Source organism: Maridesulfovibrio pacificus (SeqCode) (assembly GCF_048612815.1).
Taxonomy (GTDB): Bacteria; Desulfobacterota; Desulfovibrionia; order Desulfovibrionales; family Desulfovibrionaceae; genus Maridesulfovibrio; species Maridesulfovibrio pacificus.
The window spans coordinates 356,171-374,046 of sequence record NZ_JBLZNE010000001.1 but is presented as its reverse complement, the minus strand read 5'-3'; the positions used below and the strand labels follow the sequence as shown (position 1 = coordinate 374,046).

17 protein-coding genes are annotated in these 17,876 nt (G+C 45.6%); 6 read left to right on the top strand and 11 right to left on the bottom strand.

Annotated elements, in window-relative coordinates:
* Positions 1-9 precede the first annotated feature (9 nt).
* Together ahbA and rpe are read left to right on the top strand one after the other, a co-directional pair.
* Positions 10-474 carry a siroheme decarboxylase subunit alpha gene (gene ahbA, locus ACNI23_RS01935; RefSeq protein ID WP_420246390.1) on the top strand — a complete coding sequence of 155 codons (465 nt, stop codon included), beginning with the start codon at positions 10-12 and terminating at the stop codon, positions 472-474.
* Positions 475-1,143, top strand: a complete 669-nt coding sequence (gene rpe / locus ACNI23_RS01930) for a ribulose-phosphate 3-epimerase (protein ID WP_015851119.1) — start codon at positions 475-477, stop codon at positions 1,141-1,143.
* A gap of 83 nt (positions 1,144-1,226) precedes the next feature.
* On the opposite strand, the gene ACNI23_RS01925 is transcribed toward rpe, so the two are convergent.
* Positions 1,227-2,162: a hypothetical protein gene (locus ACNI23_RS01925; protein WP_420246389.1), complete on the bottom strand. Its 936-nt coding sequence runs from the start codon at positions 2,160-2,162 to the stop codon at positions 1,227-1,229.
* Between the two features lie 241 nt (positions 2,163-2,403).
* Between ACNI23_RS01925 and ACNI23_RS01920 the strand changes: the two genes are divergently transcribed.
* Positions 2,404-3,111, top strand: a complete 708-nt coding sequence (locus ACNI23_RS01920; protein WP_420246388.1) for a substrate-binding periplasmic protein — start codon at positions 2,404-2,406, stop codon at positions 3,109-3,111.
* 93 nt (positions 3,112-3,204) lie between these two features.
* Here ACNI23_RS01920 and ACNI23_RS01915 read toward each other — a convergent pair whose 3' ends face one another.
* The 4 genes from ACNI23_RS01915 to ACNI23_RS01900 form a co-directional block, all read right to left on the bottom strand.
* Complete coding sequence (locus ACNI23_RS01915) at positions 3,205-3,672, bottom strand: hypothetical protein (RefSeq protein WP_420246387.1); 468 nt, start codon at positions 3,670-3,672, stop codon at positions 3,205-3,207.
* Positions 3,673-3,774: 102 nt separating this feature from the next.
* A complete protein-coding gene (locus ACNI23_RS01910) occupies positions 3,775-4,191 on the bottom strand; it encodes a hypothetical protein (protein WP_420246386.1) in 417 nt (138 codons plus the stop codon).
* Between the two features lie 15 nt (positions 4,192-4,206).
* Complete coding sequence (locus ACNI23_RS01905) at positions 4,207-5,160, bottom strand: tetratricopeptide repeat protein (protein WP_420246385.1); 954 nt, start codon at positions 5,158-5,160, stop codon at positions 4,207-4,209.
* Positions 5,161-5,276: 116 nt separating this feature from the next.
* Positions 5,277-5,879, bottom strand: coding sequence for a DUF445 domain-containing protein (locus ACNI23_RS01900; RefSeq protein WP_420246384.1), 603 nt, complete (start codon positions 5,877-5,879; stop codon positions 5,277-5,279).
* A 193-nt stretch (positions 5,880-6,072) separates the two neighbouring features.
* Between ACNI23_RS01900 and ACNI23_RS01895 the strand changes: the two genes are divergently transcribed.
* Positions 6,073-7,224 (top strand): sensor domain-containing diguanylate cyclase, encoded by a 1,152-nt coding sequence (locus tag ACNI23_RS01895; protein WP_420246383.1) that lies wholly within the window; start codon positions 6,073-6,075, stop codon positions 7,222-7,224.
* Here the strand turns inward: ACNI23_RS01895 and ACNI23_RS01890 are convergent.
* The 4 genes from ACNI23_RS01890 to ACNI23_RS01875 are packed head-to-tail and all read right to left on the bottom strand — an operon-like array spanning position 7,206 to position 10,957.
* The gene (locus ACNI23_RS01890; protein ID WP_420246382.1) at positions 7,206-7,889 is read right to left on the bottom strand and encodes an ABC-type transport auxiliary lipoprotein family protein; all 684 of its coding nucleotides are present in this window, start codon (positions 7,887-7,889) and stop codon (positions 7,206-7,208) included. The genes ACNI23_RS01895 and ACNI23_RS01890 overlap by 19 nt on opposite strands.
* Entirely contained in the window at positions 7,889-9,046 is a 1,158-nt protein-coding gene (locus ACNI23_RS01885; protein ID WP_420246381.1) for an MlaD family protein, read from the bottom strand. Before ACNI23_RS01885 ends, ACNI23_RS01890 begins: the two co-directional genes overlap by 1 nt.
* Positions 9,043-9,840, bottom strand: a complete 798-nt coding sequence (locus ACNI23_RS01880; RefSeq protein ID WP_420246380.1) for an ABC transporter ATP-binding protein — start codon at positions 9,838-9,840, stop codon at positions 9,043-9,045. Before ACNI23_RS01880 ends, ACNI23_RS01885 begins: the two co-directional genes overlap by 4 nt.
* A gap of 1 nt (position 9,841) precedes the next feature.
* Positions 9,842-10,957 carry an ABC transporter permease gene (locus tag ACNI23_RS01875; RefSeq protein WP_420246379.1) on the bottom strand — a complete coding sequence of 372 codons (1,116 nt, stop codon included), beginning with the start codon at positions 10,955-10,957 and terminating at the stop codon, positions 9,842-9,844.
* A gap of 207 nt (positions 10,958-11,164) precedes the next feature.
* Between ACNI23_RS01875 and ACNI23_RS01870 the strand changes: the two genes are divergently transcribed.
* Positions 11,165-13,132 carry a methyl-accepting chemotaxis protein gene (locus tag ACNI23_RS01870; RefSeq protein ID WP_420246378.1) on the top strand — a complete coding sequence of 656 codons (1,968 nt, stop codon included), beginning with the start codon at positions 11,165-11,167 and terminating at the stop codon, positions 13,130-13,132.
* Between the two features lie 84 nt (positions 13,133-13,216).
* Here the strand turns inward: ACNI23_RS01870 and ACNI23_RS01865 are convergent, their stop codons facing one another.
* Together ACNI23_RS01865 and ACNI23_RS01860 are read right to left on the bottom strand one after the other, a co-directional pair.
* Entirely contained in the window at positions 13,217-16,240 is a 3,024-nt protein-coding gene (locus tag ACNI23_RS01865; protein WP_420246377.1) for a proline dehydrogenase family protein, read from the bottom strand.
* A 139-nt stretch (positions 16,241-16,379) separates the two neighbouring features.
* On the bottom strand, positions 16,380-16,859 hold the full coding sequence (locus ACNI23_RS01860; protein WP_420246376.1) for an Lrp/AsnC family transcriptional regulator: 480 nt from the start codon (positions 16,857-16,859) through the stop codon (positions 16,380-16,382).
* Between the two features lie 579 nt (positions 16,860-17,438).
* Here ACNI23_RS01860 and ACNI23_RS01855 point away from each other — a divergent pair.
* Entirely contained in the window at positions 17,439-17,876 is a 438-nt protein-coding gene (locus ACNI23_RS01855; protein WP_420246375.1) for a C-GCAxxG-C-C family protein, read from the top strand.

Below are 17,876 nucleotides of genomic sequence, written 5' to 3'. Positions count from 1 at the left end.
GAAATATAAATGGACGCAGTAGATAAAGATATTCTCGGCATCATCCAGTCCCACTTCCCCATTGTTTCACGCCCTTACGAGGAAATCGGGAAGATGGTCGGAGTATCCGAAGACGAAGCGCTTTCAAGGGTCAACGCCCTGCGCGAAGATGGAGTGATCCGCCGCGTAGGCGCAAACTTCGGTTCCCGTGAACTGGGTTGGCATTCCACTCTGTGCGCAGCCAGTGTGCCTGAAGGAAAAATTGATGATTTTGTAGCCGAGGTTAACCGTCACAGCGGCGTTACCCACAACTACCTGCGTGAAAACGACTTCAACATCTGGTTTACCTTCATCGGGCCGGACAAAGAAACCGTGATTGCCACTCTCGATGCAATTTCCGAGAAAACCGGCATCCGCGTACTTTACCTGCCCGCGACCAAACTGTTCAAGATCAAGGTTGATTTTGACATGAAGGAAGACAAGGAGAAAAAATAAATGGCAGCTAAGGAAACCATCATTTCCCCTTCCCTGCTTTCCTGTGACTTCAGCCGTCTAGCCGATGAACTGAAAGCACTGGAAGAAGCAGGCCTCAAGTGGGCGCACCTTGATGTAATGGATGGCAAATTCGTACCCAACATTACTTTCGGACCTCCGGTAATCAAGTCCATGCGTAAAGAGTGCAACCTGTTCTTCGACTGCCATCTCATGATCGAGCAGCCCGAACGTTACATTGATGAATTCTGCGATGCCGGAGCTGATCTGCTCTGCATCCATGCTGAGTCCACAGTGCATCTCGAACGTGCAGTTGCCGCTATTGCAGAAAAAGGTGTAAAGCCTGCTATTGCTTTGAACCCGGCAACTCCGCTGGAATCCATCAAATACCTGATTCCGCAGCTGCACATGGTGCTGATCATGTCCGTTAACCCCGGTTTCGGCGGTCAGAAATACATTCCTTTCTGCACTCAGAAAGTGCGTGACCTGCGGGCCATGATCGATGAAATGGGTGCTGACACCCTCATCCAGCTTGATGGCGGCGTGACAATGGAAAATTGTCGAGAACTGGTCGAGGCCGGCGCAGACGTGCTTGTTTCCGGTTCCGCATTCTTCAAATATCCGCCCTACGCAGAAAGACACAAACTCTTTCTGGAGACCTGCGCAGGCTAGGTCTTCGACGCCGGGTAAGGGTAACTTTAACGAGTTTCCCCTTACCCGGTTTTAAAAAATTCCTAAGAATCTAATCCTTCACACTATTTTATCACACATACATCCTTAAGACTTTCACATGCCTTAAGCAGATCTCCCGGCGCGGTGAACATATTCTCATAGTCATTTAAGTCACGCAGCAATTGCGGGACGTTCTGCTCTGACAGATCTAACGCCTGACCGGTACTTGCGAGATTATGTGCATAGGCAAACTGCGCTACAGCTTCAGTAAATTCATCAGAAATAGAAACTGAAACGGTATCGGATTCATCTAAAAAGGCCTCTTGCAATTCCTGGCACAAATCCTCTCCCGAAAGGAACGTTTCCTTTTCCGGCTCCATAACTGACATCAACAGTCTTTGTGTCTGCGGGAGCTCTTCCTGATCCAGTTTTTCCAAAACCTGTTCAATTAAATTTTTCTCCTCCAACTGTGCCGTTGCATACTTTTGCAGACGGCCCCCTTTAAATTGGAGTTTATATTCCGGTCCGGCATTGGCATAGCATTGGGCCACAAACTGTGAACAAACCATCGGCTCCTTTCCGGGACTTTGGTGCTTATGGATGTAGTCAATAATAGAGGCGGTTATTTTTTTGAAAATTCTAATCATGACCCGCTGCTTCGCCGAACTTGGGGTGAACTTTCTGTATAGAAGAAGTAAACCTACAAGATATAAACCGCTTTGATCATAAGGTTCCTCATCATTAAGATAAGCTTTGGCGACATCAATAACCGGAACCATTGGCAAATCGTCTTTCAAACGTCGCACAGTAATCTCTCTGCCCTTAAAACGCTCAAGAGCTTTATTAGTCGCAACCTGTGGTGGGCTTTCCTCAATAATCAGCTGCTTTGAAACATCGTAAAACATTGCAGCATGACTAACAGGAGCATCAGTTAGAAATGTAATTGCCCACGAAATAAAACTGCCTTTCTCAGCTGAAAAAAGCAGAACATCACCAGCTTCCAATTTTTGAATATCCATATGTACTCCTTTGTTGAAACTGCACTTCCGAGTTTATGCGATCTAACACCATCAATACCATAAAGATTATAACACAACCACATGCAATTTAACTGAGTTTAATCAAAACTACGAGCATCATAATGCTTTCAAACATCAGCCTTCTCCTTCTTTAGATTCATCTTCTATCCTGTCAGTTCTGATGCTATAGTGCTATTGAATAATCTTTTTGAACCACAATTTATGAGGGAGCAACGACAGCATGCTTTTCATGAAAACAGTCTTCACACTTATCGTGGCTATATCCATAGTCATGCCCGCATTTGCTGCCGAAAAATGGAAGATAACCTCATTAGATTGGGAACCATACTCGGGAAAGGAATTACCTGATCAAGGAAAATCAATTGCAAAACTCAGACAGGCTTTGCAATCAATTGGAATTATACTGGAAGTGGAATTTTTGCCTTGGGCCAGAGCAAAAGCCATGGCAGTTCAACCGGAATATATTGGTTATTTTCCTGCATGGCCTGAAGAGGTAAATGAAGGATTCATTGCGTCGCCAGCTGTTGATAAGTCAAAGATAGCCATAATGGCTCCTCGGCACATTTGCATACCTGATAGTATCGATTATTTATTTGCAAAGCATATTGTCGGACTTGTTAAAACTTACAAATACCCGGAAGAAATAACCGAACCAGCCAAGCGATATGAAGACAACGTAGATCAAGCACCGGACGAGAATTCTCTTGTCCAAAAACTTATACGGGGAAGATGCGAGGTAGCAATCACCGATCCTTCTGTAATGGATTACTATGCTAAAAAAAATGGGATAGGAAATATTGTTGTCCTAAAGCAACTTTTCGAGACGCCGCTGGTGCTGGCGATCAGAAAATCAGAGCATAGCGATCGCATACTTAAAATTGTAACCAATGCACTTGAACGGCAAAAGACACCAAAGAGTCAACACTAAACATCATCAGCATAATTTTCGCTAAAACATTTCCACAAAAAAACTCCGGCAACTTCTCAGTTACCGGAGCTATATTTTTAAATTATACTAATTTTATTTGTTGTTACCCTTACCATTTCCGCCCTTGTTGCCCTTGCTGCCACCCTTGCCCTTAGCACCACCTGATGCTGCATTGGCATTAGAGGTGCTCGCGCCAGCTCCACCATCAACACTTCCGCCGGAGTTACCGCGTCCACCGGAAGACTTAGCGCTTGAGGCAGATTCAGAACCCTTGGCTCCGCTCTGGGCCTTACTGGAAGCTCGGCTCAAACCAACGGACTTGTCACCCTTACCGCCGGAAACACCGGGAGTTGAGGAAACACCGGTCTTAGTATTCCTTGAAGTTGCTGCGGCAGACTTCTTACTTTGACCGTAATTTTTGGCAGTAGATGCGGTTCCAACTGCACTGGTACGTTCCTGAGCCTGCTTCTGAGCCTGCTTCTGATGTCCCAGTCCAAGAGTGCCGGGATGCACACCCAGTTCATGAGCAATTTCACCCCATCCCATACCCTGTTCGCGCATGGAGGCAATGGCTGCAGTATCAACTGCTGCGGCAGATGAAAGTGTTTCGTCAGCGGCAGCCTTAGCACTCTCAAGAGTACTTTCCGCTGCAGCAAGTTCAGCCTAAGCAGCTTCAAGATCTGAATTGTAGCCGTCTACAGAAGCCTGGGCTGTTTCAACTGAGGTAGTTGCGGTGTCCACGGTTTCCTGTGCGGAAGCAACTTCGGCTTCTGCCTCAGCAATGGCTTCGCCGAATTCTTCAGCCTTGGCTTCAGCATCAGCAGCTGCAAAACTCTCAGCTTTCGCAGCCTGAGCAGGATTGGCAAATGCCGGAGCTTCAGCCTCTTCTTCAGTCGTACCGGGATCAGTAGGATCAGTGGTATCAGTAGGTTCACCGGTGTCAGCAGGATCTGTGGTCTCAGTCACCCCGGTAGTTTCACCGGTCTGGGTATCCTGAGCAAGTAAGGGCTGAACCGCTAACATTACACTCAGGATAAGCATCGCAATCAGCCATAAGGTTTTTCTAAACATGTTTTTCATAGACTCCTCCCTCCCCTAATTAATTACAGTTATGAACTGTATGGATTCGTCCAGCTTGAAAGTCTTACCACTTCTTTCTACCTCTTCAGCTGAACCGAACCAGCTTAAAAGCATTCTTGAGGGAGCAAAATCAGGATGCCCGCTCAATATGTAATCCCGCACTCCTTTTGCACGGGCTTTCGCCAACTCAGCGTTCCCAGCCACATAAGCAACAATATGGAAACGGAGATCCGTGTTCTCTTCCATCATTGCGGCAATCACGTGCAGGGAGCTCTTGCTATCAAAATCTGAATCACTTTGACCGGGCTTGAAAGTAATACTTCGTAAAGTTAGATTTCGAGTTCCGAAGATGAAATTGCGGTAGGTAAAATCACCGAGCAGGTTCAGTTTTTCAGTTCCGCTCATAGCAAGGGAACCGTCAGGATAAGACTCGAGGTATTTCTTCCACGCTTTAACGGCTTCCTCTTTCTTGCCCTGTCTTCCAAGGATATCGGCTCGATTATAAAGGGCTTCAGGATTATATTCGTCTAATTTTATGACTTTATCATAAAGAACAGCAGCTTCAACGAGCTTTCCTTCTTCAAGATAACTATGGGCGAGATACAGATTGGCTGAGATATGATTAGGATCAAGCTCTAGGACCCGGCGATAGGCAGCCCTCTCCTTGCTGTATTGCTTCAAGGCCCAATAGTTAACACCGGACCAAAAGATATAGTCGACATTGTCAGGAGCAATACTGAGAGCTTTCGATATATATGGCTGAGCTTCTTTCGGATTTTTCAATGCCATATAGTAACGCCCAACATAGTATGCAGATTCGGCATCACCCGGATTTTCCTGCAACTTTTCATTGAACGCTTTAATTCCTTCCTTATATTTCTGGTTGTTCAGATAATAAGGACCCGAAAATGTAGTACATCCTGTTGCAAACAAAGACAAAAAGGCCGACAGAATAATAAATCGTTTCACAATATCCTCCGCGCGCTGGAGTTTGTGTTCACGACCCCTCACAAAAACAAAATCCCGTCTACAGTAATAATATAAGACCTGCAGACGGGATTAATAATTCTTTATATAGATTAATTTTATAACATAAAGATTACGACCTGAATTAAACCGATAATGAAACCAAGTACCCCACCGATAACTTCAATGAATTTAAACTCTTTCTTCATTATGGAGAAAAGGATCGACTCAAGCTGTTCCATGGAAAAACATTCAACTTTATCCTGAACGATACATTTGAAATCAAGAGAACACTCAAGCTGCGAAGATGTGGTTTCGATTAATTTAGGCAGCATGGAATCTAATTCCTGCGAAAGCATGCCCTTTACAGTCTTCATTGTTTCATCATTAAGAAACATACCGACCATGGGATGCAGAGTAGTGAGTTTTTCACGGAAAAATACATCCAGATACTCAAGAACAACATCTTTATGCTTATCGATAAACGCTGGATCATGAATAACATTTTTAATGTCTGTATGAGAAATCAACTCCCGCTCGATCATCTCCCCCAAACGCAGAGCCAACTCTTTTTGACGCTTAGGAAAGATACCCTGAATTGTAAACGGACCGATTTTAATTGGTTTGTGCGGATGAAAAAGCATTTTTACCGCAAGAAAGTTAGTAAACCAACCGATCAAAGCGCAAATGACGGGTGAAAGTAGAAGCTTCATAGTAATCATTATATTTTTTCCTGAATTATTTTTTCTAGTTACTCATTAATGAAGTGCGCGGATATATTTGTCTAAATTCAAACAAAGTGCAAGTAAATTAAAGCAAACGCCCTCCTTAAACAAAAAATCACTTGATTAGTTTTGAAATCAACGTAAAGTGTTCACCCTAATAGGGTGGAGTAAAGTAGAGGGGTATTATGTTATGAAGAATTTAAGCTGTTCAAGATCAATTTATTCTGAACTCGCGGAACTCAGGAACAAGAATATAAGCTTGAGAAATTCCCTTCTTTCCAAATGCCCGGACTGTGGACAGTTCCGGTTCCGTGATCTATTTTCTAATGCCGCCTCAGCTATTGTAATCTTGGACAAAAAAGGCGAGATCCTATTCGCCAACTCTGCCTTCGCAACAATCACAGCATATAATCAAGACGAAGTTATCGGTAAGCTATTAAACGAAATTCTCGTATCCGAGGATGACACCGAAGGCAGAGAGTATCTACACAATCTTTTTTGTGGTCCTTCAGGCAAGGCAAATCTCAGCATAGCCATTACCGATAAAAACAATGATCCTCACTACATAGACATGTCAGTGTCCAACATTGCAGCGACCTGTGATACCCCCGAAAATTGTATCTGCATTATGCAGGATGTGACCTCTGAAAAAGAAGCCGAACACCGTCGCGAAGAGTTGATTGAAGAACTGATGGAAGTAAAGGAACTCCAAGAGGACAATGCAGCGCAGTTGGCTACTCTGCTCCATGAGCTTGACGAAAAAAATTATGCATTGGAACTGGAAATTGCCGAGAGAAAAAAAGCAGAGCAAAAACTCAAAGAAAGCGAAGAAAGATTCAAAAATTTGAGCATAACCGACCAGTTGACCGGACTTTTCAACCGCCGCCACATGCTTGATGTTGCTGAAAAAGAAATTTTCAAAAGCCGAAACACCGGACATCCCTTAAGCATAATGCTCATGGATGTTGATGATTTTAAGAGGTTTAACGACACTTACGGCCATGCGGCAGGCGATGATATCCTTGAAGCCATAGGTAGAATCATAAAAGACAACATTCGCGACAAAGACAAAGCCTTCCGCTATGGCGGCGAGGAATTTATGGTCATCCTGCCCGAGACAAATGGTCTGGAAGCTATCAAAGTAGCAGAAAACATTCGCATCGCCCTTGCTGAATATGAATACCGGCCTAAAGACGGATCCCCCATCCACAAGACAATAAGCATTGGCGTTGCTGAGTTTACCAATGACGAATCTCTGGAAAAAGTCATCAAACGAGCAGATGACAATATGTATCGCTGCAAGATAAAGGGAAAAAACAGAGTTTATTTTTCCTGTGAATAACCCTTTGCGCTATCAAAATGATTTGCACGAACCGTTGCAGCCAGATCTTTTTCAAGTTCACCAAAAATATAAGTAAGCCCTTTGTTCATGGCTTTTACCAGAGCGGCAGGACCGCGGGATCCTATTACCACGTTTCGGCTGAAGTCGCGGGAATACACAATAGGCAAATCGGGATTGCTGTTGTTAAGCAGGATAAATTGCATCTTGATAACTGCTTTCGGTTCCGGACCGGAATAATCTCCGTAAATGGAATTTACCACACCTTCGAGAAGTAATTCTCCAGTACCAAGACTTTCCGTCCCCAGCACATTGGCAAACACTCCGGATTCCCCCATCCAAAGCCGCAAGTCTTGAGTTATCAATGCTGCTGGCGGAATAAAAAAAGAATTATAGTAATCAGCCTCAAAGGTGTTCTCGCCCACTTTATAAACAAGGTCACGGTCCTCATAACGAGGGGAAATCTTGATCCGGCGGACGATCAGATTCTTTACCGCCTTGATATCATTCTTCTGCTTATCACCCCGGACAACATCGAGAGTATAGTATTTACGATCAAGACTGGGCCGCTCCAGCTTTACACACCCTGCGGCTGCGCAAAGGGCAACAAGCACCAGCATAACTGCAATTTTACATAACCATGTTCTATTATATTTATATTCTTTCATTACTCACTCCCCTGCTTAAGCGGAGCCTTTTTCGGCGGATCACCAAAGAGGACACCGGAAGGATATTGTCTGGCTTCATTACTAAGTTCCCGTAAATTTTCCATCAGCCTGCGGACATTATCCAGAATAGCTTCGATATTACCCTGCTGTCCGGCCACGGTCATATTCACCCTTGAAAGTGTAGATTCAAAACGTGCGGCCGCCCCCTTAATCCTGTTAGAGGCCTCACTTATATTATTGAGGGTAGTGGAAAGATCAGCCAACGTCTGCTTACCTTTGGGACCTGAAAGATATTCCTCCATACCTCCGGTCACGTTTTTCGCGCTTTCGGAAGCTTTGCGAATATCCTTCATGGCAGCCACAATATCACCGGAAGAACTTTCCATTACTGTCCGTAAATTACGGGCCGCAGCCGCCACGTCGGGCATGAGATTATCAACTTCAGGATCAGCCAGAAGCTGGTTTACGCGGGCAATAAATTTTTCAGCCTCGGTAAGGGTTCCGGTCAAACGCTTGCTGATCTCTCCGGTATCTGAATTCTTTAGAAAGGTACTCATACTCTGAGCCACCGAACGCACATCCTCGATAGCCTCGGAAATATTAGCCTTGTTGATGTCTTCAAGTGTATCACTGATTGAAGCAACCGCACTCTCAACCTTACTCATCATGGACGGAGCTGACGGTACATATATATTTTTGGGCTTCCAGGAAATCTTCAAAGGAGGATTCTTAACCGGATCAACATAATCAATTTCAAGAAAAAGCTGTCCTGTCAGCCCGAGAGAGACAGGACGGGCACGCAAGCCACGGTCCACTTCTCTTTTCAAGGTGCTCACAAGCTCCTCCCCTTCTTTGGTTTTAAACATTTTATGATTAAGATCGCCGAGAAGATAAACGTAACGCAAAGCACTCTGGTTTAAATCCACATATTGATCAGTGACAAAACCGATCTGGCTGACTGTGCCGATTTTTACCCCGCGGAATTTAATTGGTGAGCCAACCTCAAGACCATTCACGGATTCATTAAGGTAGGTTTCCATTTTGACACTTTGCTCAAATATCTTGCCAGCACCGAGTATTGCCAGCACCGAGACAAAAATTATGGTGCCGATAATTATAAAAAGTCCCAGCCTGAAAGGATTGGTTTTACGACTCATATATTCTCCGTAGCCACGGTCTGTTCCATGGCCTTACCTTCAACTTCTCGATGAAAAAATCTACGAACCTGAGGGTGTTCCGACTCCTCACTCAGGACACGGGGATCACCTTCGGCAATGATTCCACGGGTGCTCTTGTCGAGCATAATCACTCGGTCCGCAATAGAAAAAATTGATTGCAATTCGTGGGTTACAATTACAAATGTTACTCCCAGCGAGCGAGATAAACTGCGAATCAACTCATCAAGCTCAGCTGAAGTTATAGGATCAAGACCTGCAGAGGGCTCATCCAGAAATAGAATCTTTGGATCAAGAGCCATAGCTCTGGCAATAGCTCCGCGCTTAAGCATTCCACCGGAAAGCTCGGACGGCATCTTATCGGCTGAAGCTTCAAGGCCGACCAGAGAAAGCTTCATACGAGCGGTGTAATCCATGGCTTCACGCGGCATGGATGTAAACTCTTCCAGAGGCAGGCGCACATTTTCCAGCAGGGTCATGGAACCGAACAAGGCTCCCATCTGATACATAACCCCGATACGCTGCAATATTTCCAGTCTCTGCTGTCCGTATGCGGAACCGATATCATCACCAGCAATAAAAATTTCGCCGGCAGCCGGAGGATAAAGTCCGATCATATGCTTCAGCACAGTACTTTTACCGCAACCGGAACCGCCGAGGATAACGAAAATTTCCCCCTGCCGGACACCAAAAGAAATATCATCGATGATAACTGTATCACCGTAAGCGCAGGTCAAGTTCTGCACATTAATTATACTTTCATTTGTGCGAACCAATTTATATCCCCGTAAGGAAGAAGATTACTGCAAAGATACCGTCAAACACGGCAATGAGGATAATACCGCTAACCACAGCACTGGTAGTGGAGTCACCAACGGCACTGGCCCCGGACTTGGTAACCAACCCCCGTTGACAACCGATTCCGGCAACAAGAAAGCTGAATACCACAGCCTTGATCATGCCTCCTGAAAAATCGATCCACTGCACGTTTTCAAAAACGCGCCCGCAATAAGTGCTCAAGGGATAGCCCATGGACAGCATAACCAGCGCCCCGCCAACGAGACTCATGAAGTTGAAAAAGAGAGTCAGCAACGGAGTCATACAGACTGTTGCCAGAACCCGCGGCAGGACGAGAAAACTAACCGGGTTAAGGCCCATTGTACTCAGGGCATCCAGCTCCTCATTGACTTTCATAGTACCGATTTCGGCCGCAAAAGCTGATCCGGTCCGTCCAGCAAGCAAAATAGCCGTTACCATAGGGCCAAGCTCGCGAAACATGACCAGTCCGAGCATATTGGGTACGAAAATTTCAGCCCCGAAACGCATAAGAGATACTGCGGACTGGAAAGACATGATCAAACCCATCAGAAACCCGATTAACAAAATAATGGGTAACCCGTCTGCTCCGACCTTTTCACAAGTGAGCCAGAAATCGGGCCATCGCAACCTGTTTTTTAAAGTGGCAGTAGAAAAAGAAGCAAGTACGCAATTTCCGGTAAATTCAATCTGCTCACGCATATCTGCGGCTACAGCCTGACCGGATAATCCGACAGATGTAATCCAACCACGTATGCCACCTTTGCGTTTGTCCTGCTCGCTTGGCGGCGCAGCTTTATCAAGGTCAAATAATTCAAGAAAAGATGTGAACTCAGGCCGCAGCCCATTAATAACCAGAGAACTGCCCCGGTCACGACACCCGGCCTTCATCATCATAAATAAGGAAGCACCGCCACCGTCAAGATATTCAATCCCGGTGCATTCCACCACGGAGCACCCTGCCGCAACAGCGGCACGGGCCTTATCCCAGACTTCACCGGCTCCTTCGGCATCAAGGCGACCGGAGATACTCATAGTTGAGCCTGATAGTTGAAATTCAATAGGATCTGAGATCATAATAATACACTCTTTTTCAATTATATATCATGCTTTCTAGCAGGTGGTAACCCGAAAGGGAAGTGGGAAGTATACACGATGTAAGGACTGCCACATTTTCTTTTTCTATCTGTATCCATTACAGCTATGCAGTGGTATATTATTAATTGTTAATAGCTAAACATACCGTCAGCAAATGGAATTCATAAGCTATCTGGAGGCAAATCAATGACTATTAAAATGAAGCTTTGGGCCATTGGAGCCATAGCCCTAGCAGGTCTGCTGGCTGTTTTTGCCATCAATTTCTACGGCACACAACTGATTCAAAAAAGCCTGACCACAGAAGAACACGCACTTGAGCTTGAAATCGAAATGTTGCAGGCCAGACGGGCAGAGAAAGACTTTATTCTGCGAAAAGATGCAAAATATATTGAAAAAGTGAAAGAAAAAACCAGTATAATGCATACCCACCTTGATGAATTGAAGAAAGGCCCCCTCAAAGAGTTGGCCATCCAAGGCGAAGCGCTGACTTCGGGGTATGAAAAACAATTCATGGTCGTTGCCGATGATTTCATAAAGCTTGGTCTTACCAAGGACAGCGGCCTACTTGGACAATTACGCAAAGCAGTTCATGATGCCGAAGAGGCTGTCTTAGGCAATAACAAGCTTTACGAGGCTGGGATCCTTAGGTTGCGTAGAAATGAAAAAGATTTCATGATGAGAATCGATCCAAAGTATCTGGATAAATTCAACAACAACATGAAAACACTGGTTGCCAATATTGAAGAATCCTACTTCACCCCAGAACAAAAGCAGTACATCATTGAAAAGCTTAAAACATATAACGATGGCATGGATAGGTATGCCCAGCTGACCCTCTCGCTAAAATCTGAACAAGATAAATTCAGAGCACTGATCCATCAAATGGAACCTCTCCTTGAAGAGCTTTCCCACAAATCAGAAAAGCAACTCCACGAACAACAGCAATTGATCAGCAACGCTACTATTGTCGCTGAACTTATTGCAGCTGCATTACTCATTACCTCAATAATCCTCATTATCCGATCCATTCTCGGACCACTTTCAGCACTGCAAGAATGTGCCAGAGAAGTAAGCAGCGGGGATTTTGAATCCTGCAGCAGAATCAGCTTTCACGGAGAACTGGAAGAATTACGCGTAACAATTGCTGAAATGGTCATCCAGTTAAAGAAAAGCATGGACGAAGCTGAACAAAAATCCATTGAAGCAGACAATCAGGCCCAAAAAGCTAATCAAGCAATGGAAGAAGCTCACTCTGAAAAAGAATATGCGACCGCACTACTTGCGACTCTTTCCGCTATTGCTGACGAGGCAGGAGAAATCACCTTAAGCCTCAACTCGGCTGCAGAAGAACTTGCACGACAGTCCTCAGGGATCATGCAAGGAGCCGACAATCAAAAACACCGGGTACAGGAAACCGCCACCGCCGTTGACCAAATGAGTGCAACCATTCTTGAGGTAGCCAGCAACTCTTCCAACGCTTCCGAAGGCACCCGGGACGCTGCCGAAAAAGCAAACGAAGGATTCTCCATTGTTGAACAGGTGGTCGAAGCAACCAGTCAGGTTCAGACAAGCACAGGAGAACTTCAAACAGCTCTTGCAAAGCAGGATCAACAGGCCGAATCAATTGGCGAGATCATGAATGTCATTTCCGATATTGCCGACCAGACCAACCTTCTAGCCCTGAACGCCGCTATTGAAGCTGCGCGGGCAGGAGAAGCCGGTCGCGGATTCGCAGTTGTAGCAGATGAAGTCCGTAAACTGGCTGAAAAGACCATGACCGCCACACAGGAAGTTGGCAACGCCATTTCAGCGATTCAAAGCGGCACCTCCACCAGTCTGGGAATCATGCAAACAACAGAACAGGCGGTTGCCAAGTGTTCCGAGCTGGCTGAAAATGCTGGTAATTCACTAAAAACCATTGTTGAAATTGTTACCGAATCAGCGAATCAGGTGGCACTGATTGCCACTGCAACTGAAGAACAATCCGCAGCAGCCGAACAGATCAATTCATCCACTATGGAGATCAATACCATTTCTGCTGACATATCGGATAATGTAGCCCAATCCGCAGAGGCAGCTGATAACGTCAGCCAGCTTGCAGCCGAGCTTCAGGCACTTATCGAAAAGATGCATGAAGCAAAGGACAGAAGTTAAGCTTTACCTGCAATACCTAAAGCAAAAGGGCCGCCATATCGCAAAAGATATGGCGGCCCTTTTATGTTCTATTCTTAGTTAAAGCTATGCAACCCAGTCATCATCCTCGGAGATGGGGGCAAAACCGCGACGCATAGTATTTTCGCAAACGAGACGCGGGTCCATGAACTGGAGCAGGTAGTCGGGTCCACCGGACTTAGAACCGACGCCGGACATCTTGAATCCGCCGAATGCGTGACGTTCAACCAGAGCGCCAACGCTGGGCTTGTTCAAATAGAGGTTACCTACACGGAATTCACGGGAAGCCTTTTCAAGATGTTTCGGGCTTCTGGAATAGACAGCACCGGTCAACGCAAATCTGGTGGAATTGGCGATATCGAGAGCTTCGTCAAAATCCTTGGCCCGCATGATGGACAGAACCGGTCCGAAGACTTCTTCCTGCGCAATGCGGTGCTCCTTGGTAATGCCATCCACTACCAGCAGCGGTGCGTAGCAACCCTTGTCGCGATATTCAGCCGGAGCTTCGTGCTTGATAACAACATTACCCTCTTGTTCGGCAATTTTGCAGTACTCCAGCACATTCTTTTGAGCTGCCTTATCGACAACCGGCCCCATGTAATTAGTAGGATCTTCAGCCGGTCCAAGCTTGATGGATGCTGCTGCTTCCTTGAGGCGATGAATGAAGCGGTCATAAATGGAATCAAGGACAATAACACGGGAACAAGCCGAGCATTTCTGACCCTGAAAACCAAACGCCGCGTAAAGCACACCGAGTACAGCTTCATCAAGGTCAGCATCGTCATCAATGATGATACCGTTCTTACCGCCCATTTCAGCGATAACCTTCTTGCACTGCTCCTGACCGGGCTGCACCTTGGCTGCACGTTCCTGAATGCGCAGGCCTACTTCCATTGATCCGGTGAAAGCGATGACAGAAACATCAGGATGGTCAACCAGATGGTCACCCATTACTGAGCCACGACCGGGGCAGTAGTTGAATACGCCGTCCGGCAGACCTGCAGCCTTAAACATTTCCACGATGCCGTAACCAACTGCGGAAGATATTCCGGCAGGTTTATAAACAACCGGGCAACCGGAAACGATAGCTGCTGAAACCATACCTACACTGATAGCCAGCGGGAAGTTCCACGGAGCAATAACTGCGGCAACGCCCTTGCCCTGATAAAAATACTGGGAATATTCACCAGGAGCATTACCCATACGTCTGGGAACACCGAGTCTGATCATCTCACGGGCATAGTATTCGAGGAAATCGATGGCCTCGGCAACATCAGCTTGAGCCTGATCCCACTGCTTTCCAACTTCGAGAACCTGCAAGGCGCAAAGGTCGTACATATTGTCCTTGAGATACTGTGAAGCCTTGAGCAGATATTGAGCGCGTTCTTTGGGATCTACATCACGCCAGTCAAGATAAGCCTGTTTGGCTGTTGCCACGGCCTTATCGACTTCCGCTGTTCCTGCCTGACAAACGGAACCTATGATTTCGGAAGTATCTGCCGGATTGTAAGAATCGAGAGTGTCGTCAGTTACGATTTCCTGTCCACCGATATAGAGAGGATAGCGCTTGCCGAAATCCTTTCTGATCTTAGACATGGCTGCGGGGAAACCGGCACGCTCTTCTTTAATAGTGAAATCCGCAGGCGGATAGTTGTTGAACCGCGGCAACTCACCTTCCGGAGGCTTGTTACCCGGATTATTCTTAGGCTTAGCGGCAAGTTCCCGCTCAAGGGTAAGTTCAGGATTTTCAAGCAAACGGCTTACGTCAGCTTCATCAGCAAAGGTCTGCTTGAGGAAGGATTCGTTAGCTGTGTTTTCCAGCAGACGACGCACAAGGTAAGCCATGCCGGGGATCAGATCGCCATAGGGGCAGTAGAGACGGACACGCTTGGCAACGTTGCGAAGCCCTTTACGTACAGGCTCGGCCATTCCGTAGAGGACCTGAAATTCATACTTCTCTTCAGGAACACCCAGTTCATTCGCAACTTCCATGACCGAAGAAATTGAACGGATATTATGGGACGCGCATGCGAAATGACAGATATCGTTGTTTTCAAGAATCATTCTGGAAACACGCTCAAATGCCATGTCCGATTCAGGTTTATGAGTCCAGACCGGAACAGGCCAGTCATTCTGCTTGGCGAGTACGGTCTCGTAATCCCAGTAAGCACCCTTTACCAGACGGATGGATATAGGCAGATTTTCTGCACGCGCCCAATCAAGTAAACCGGAAACATCATCATCTACGCTGCGCAGGTAAGCCTGAAAGACAATTCCTAGATGCGGATAGTCAGGGTATTTCTTCCTGAACCGCTTGTACATTTCAACAGTAGGCTCTTTGTACTTGAGGGCTTCCATGTCGATACACATGAAACCGCCCATGTCCATGATCTTCTTGTACACTGGCTCGATGGCATCCATCATACCCTGCACAGTACCTTCTAGATCTACCGGCTTTGACTGGGAGTAAAAAGCGGAAGGTTTAACTGCGACATTGATCTTGGGAGCATGGCCCCAGTCAAGGTCGCCGGATGCATCAAGGGCATCCCATTTCTTGTATTCTTTTTCAATTGCATCGAGGACTTCCAGATAACCATCGCGGTAAGCTGCGGCTTCCTCATGGGAAACAGTAGCTTCACCAAGCAGGTCGAGGACAAAAGCAAAACCGTCTTTACGCAGTTTGCGAATACCTTTTACCGCTTCCTTGGATTTCTGGCCGATAATAAACTGGCGGGCCATGCCTTCAATGTTGGAGCGAATGGTCTTGTTCAGCACCTTGGCTACAAGACCGCCGCCAAAACCTGTCTTGGTGGCGCCCCATTTGAGGACGTCGGGAATATTGCTGTCTTCTCCGGCAAAATACTCTTCAATGTGTCTTGATAGGGACTCGGAAGTATTCAGGTATGGCAAAACGTCAACAAAACGGAACATCTGGACCTTGAAATCTTCATTTTTCATGGACCAGTCCATAACCTTACCAGTCCACCAGCCTTTATTAAAGACTGAAGGCGCTTCACCGGATATGGAATCAAAAAACTGTTTCCCGCGTTCAATTACTTTATTGTCCAGAGTGGAGACTTCTGCGTTCATACCTGCTCTCCTTGAGATTTTTAATGGTTCTTCAAAATCATAAATTTTGCAGACCGATCAAAAATCACTCCGACCCTGAATCTTCAGGAAGTTACAGGCCCATACTGCCGAGCCTGAACACGGGATATTTCACAGTCTGCTATGATTCGTAATCATCCTCTTCTAGAGGAATTGCCCGAGACTCCTTGATGGTGTTTAGTACGATTGTTGAATTGGTATCCCTAACGGTTTCGATTCTTCCGATCTGCCCCAGCATAATGGCCAACCCATCGGTATCTTCACAGCGAACTTTTATAAGATAGCTGTCACGTCCTGCACAGTAATGCACTTCCAGAACCCCGGGGACACGGGAAAGTTCCTCACCTGTGGAGGTGGCGCCTACGCCTTCATTTACATTCACAAAGATAAAGGCGGTAAGGGAACGTCCGACGGCCTTTGGGTTAACGATAGCTTCATATCCGGTAAGCACACCTTTGCGTTCCAACTTACGGACACGCTCAAGTACCGCTGAAGGAGCCATGCCGACTTTTCTTGCGATATCAGCATTGGAGACTCGGCCACTATTCTGAAGTATTGTCAGAATTCTACGATCAGTTTCGTCAATCTTTCTCTTAGTCATTTGTCTTTTAGAATAAAATTCAATTTTTAAAGTTTTGTCAAGAAGAAATCACCTGAAGACACGCATCTAACCATCAAAAGTTAAGCAAAACAATAATGTAACCGAATCATTTACTACTTACTGCCCCTTATACCTGAATTTTCGACTACTGCACACCAAAACATGCATAACATACAAGCCGCCAATTGATTAATTGATCAATCAAAAAACACAGACATTCATCAAGTAACATACAATTTTGTAGGAAATCGGCATGACAATAAATACTGAGCAACACACATAAATGCTGCAATACTTAAAAACAATTAATACAAAAGTCTGATTTCGGAAGTACAGAAAGCGACTACACAAGAATCTGAGGTATTTTAAGGCCAAATGGATCTTGACGAATTAAGTTCGCATATTATGTAATAAAGCAGAACAAAGCAAGCCTCCCGAACATTCTTCGGATTCCTGAATATTGATCTTCTTTTTCACTGCATAAAACAATCAGAACATTATTTACCAGTACAATCCGCAATAATGGCAAACTAATGTTTTATTAAAATTAGCATAGAACATCTAAATTGGAGAAAAATCGTGAACGGAAAAAAAGCATGCCACTACTTCAACAACGGATATCTGTGTGCTGAAAGTGTACTACTGGCCATAGCCGAATCTACAGGCATGAATAATCCATGCATACCGGCAGTTGCAACGGCCTTTTGTTCAGGCGCCTCAAGAACAAAAGGGGTATGCGGAGCATTGCAAGGAGCCATTCTGGCTATAAGTCTTACCCATGGCCGCAAGTCGCCGGACCAGAATGTTGACGATTGCTACAGCTTAGTTCAAAAATTGACGGATCACTTCAATGAACGTAATGAATCTATCAATTGCTTCGACATAACTACCTGCGACTTATCCACCTCCCAAGGTCAGAAATATTTTCAGGAAAATAAAGTTAAGCTGAACAAATGTTTACCCATCGTTGAAGAAATAACAGACTTCACTATTAACCTACTTCACAACAAAGCATAA

Excerpts from the sequence above, each read along its gene's own strand:
- ahbA (WP_420246390.1), top strand. The coding sequence starts at position 10 with ATGGACGCAGTAGATAAAGATATTCTCGGCATCATCCAGTCCCACTTC.
- rpe (WP_015851119.1), top strand. The coding sequence starts at position 475 with ATGGCAGCTAAGGAAACCATCATTTCCCCTTCCCTGCTTTCCTGTGAC.
- ACNI23_RS01925 (WP_420246389.1), bottom strand. The coding sequence starts at position 2,162 with ATGGATATTCAAAAATTGGAAGCTGGTGATGTTCTGCTTTTTTCAGCT.
- ACNI23_RS01920 (WP_420246388.1), top strand. The coding sequence starts at position 2,404 with ATGCTTTTCATGAAAACAGTCTTCACACTTATCGTGGCTATATCCATA.
- ACNI23_RS01915 (WP_420246387.1), bottom strand. The coding sequence starts at position 3,672 with ATGCGCGAACAGGGTATGGGATGGGGTGAAATTGCTCATGAACTGGGT.
- ACNI23_RS01910 (WP_420246386.1), bottom strand. The coding sequence starts at position 4,191 with ATGAAAAACATGTTTAGAAAAACCTTATGGCTGATTGCGATGCTTATC.
- ACNI23_RS01900 (WP_420246384.1), bottom strand. The coding sequence starts at position 5,879 with ATGATTACTATGAAGCTTCTACTTTCACCCGTCATTTGCGCTTTGATC.
- ACNI23_RS01895 (WP_420246383.1), top strand. The coding sequence starts at position 6,073 with ATGAAGAATTTAAGCTGTTCAAGATCAATTTATTCTGAACTCGCGGAA.
- ACNI23_RS01890 (WP_420246382.1), bottom strand. The coding sequence starts at position 7,889 with ATGAAAGAATATAAATATAATAGAACATGGTTATGTAAAATTGCAGTT.
- ACNI23_RS01885 (WP_420246381.1), bottom strand. The coding sequence starts at position 9,046 with ATGAGTCGTAAAACCAATCCTTTCAGGCTGGGACTTTTTATAATTATC.
- ACNI23_RS01875 (WP_420246379.1), bottom strand. The coding sequence starts at position 10,957 with ATGATCTCAGATCCTATTGAATTTCAACTATCAGGCTCAACTATGAGT.
- ACNI23_RS01870 (WP_420246378.1), top strand. The coding sequence starts at position 11,165 with ATGACTATTAAAATGAAGCTTTGGGCCATTGGAGCCATAGCCCTAGCA.
- ACNI23_RS01865 (WP_420246377.1), bottom strand. The coding sequence starts at position 16,240 with ATGAACGCAGAAGTCTCCACTCTGGACAATAAAGTAATTGAACGCGGG.
- ACNI23_RS01860 (WP_420246376.1), bottom strand. The coding sequence starts at position 16,859 with ATGACTAAGAGAAAGATTGACGAAACTGATCGTAGAATTCTGACAATA.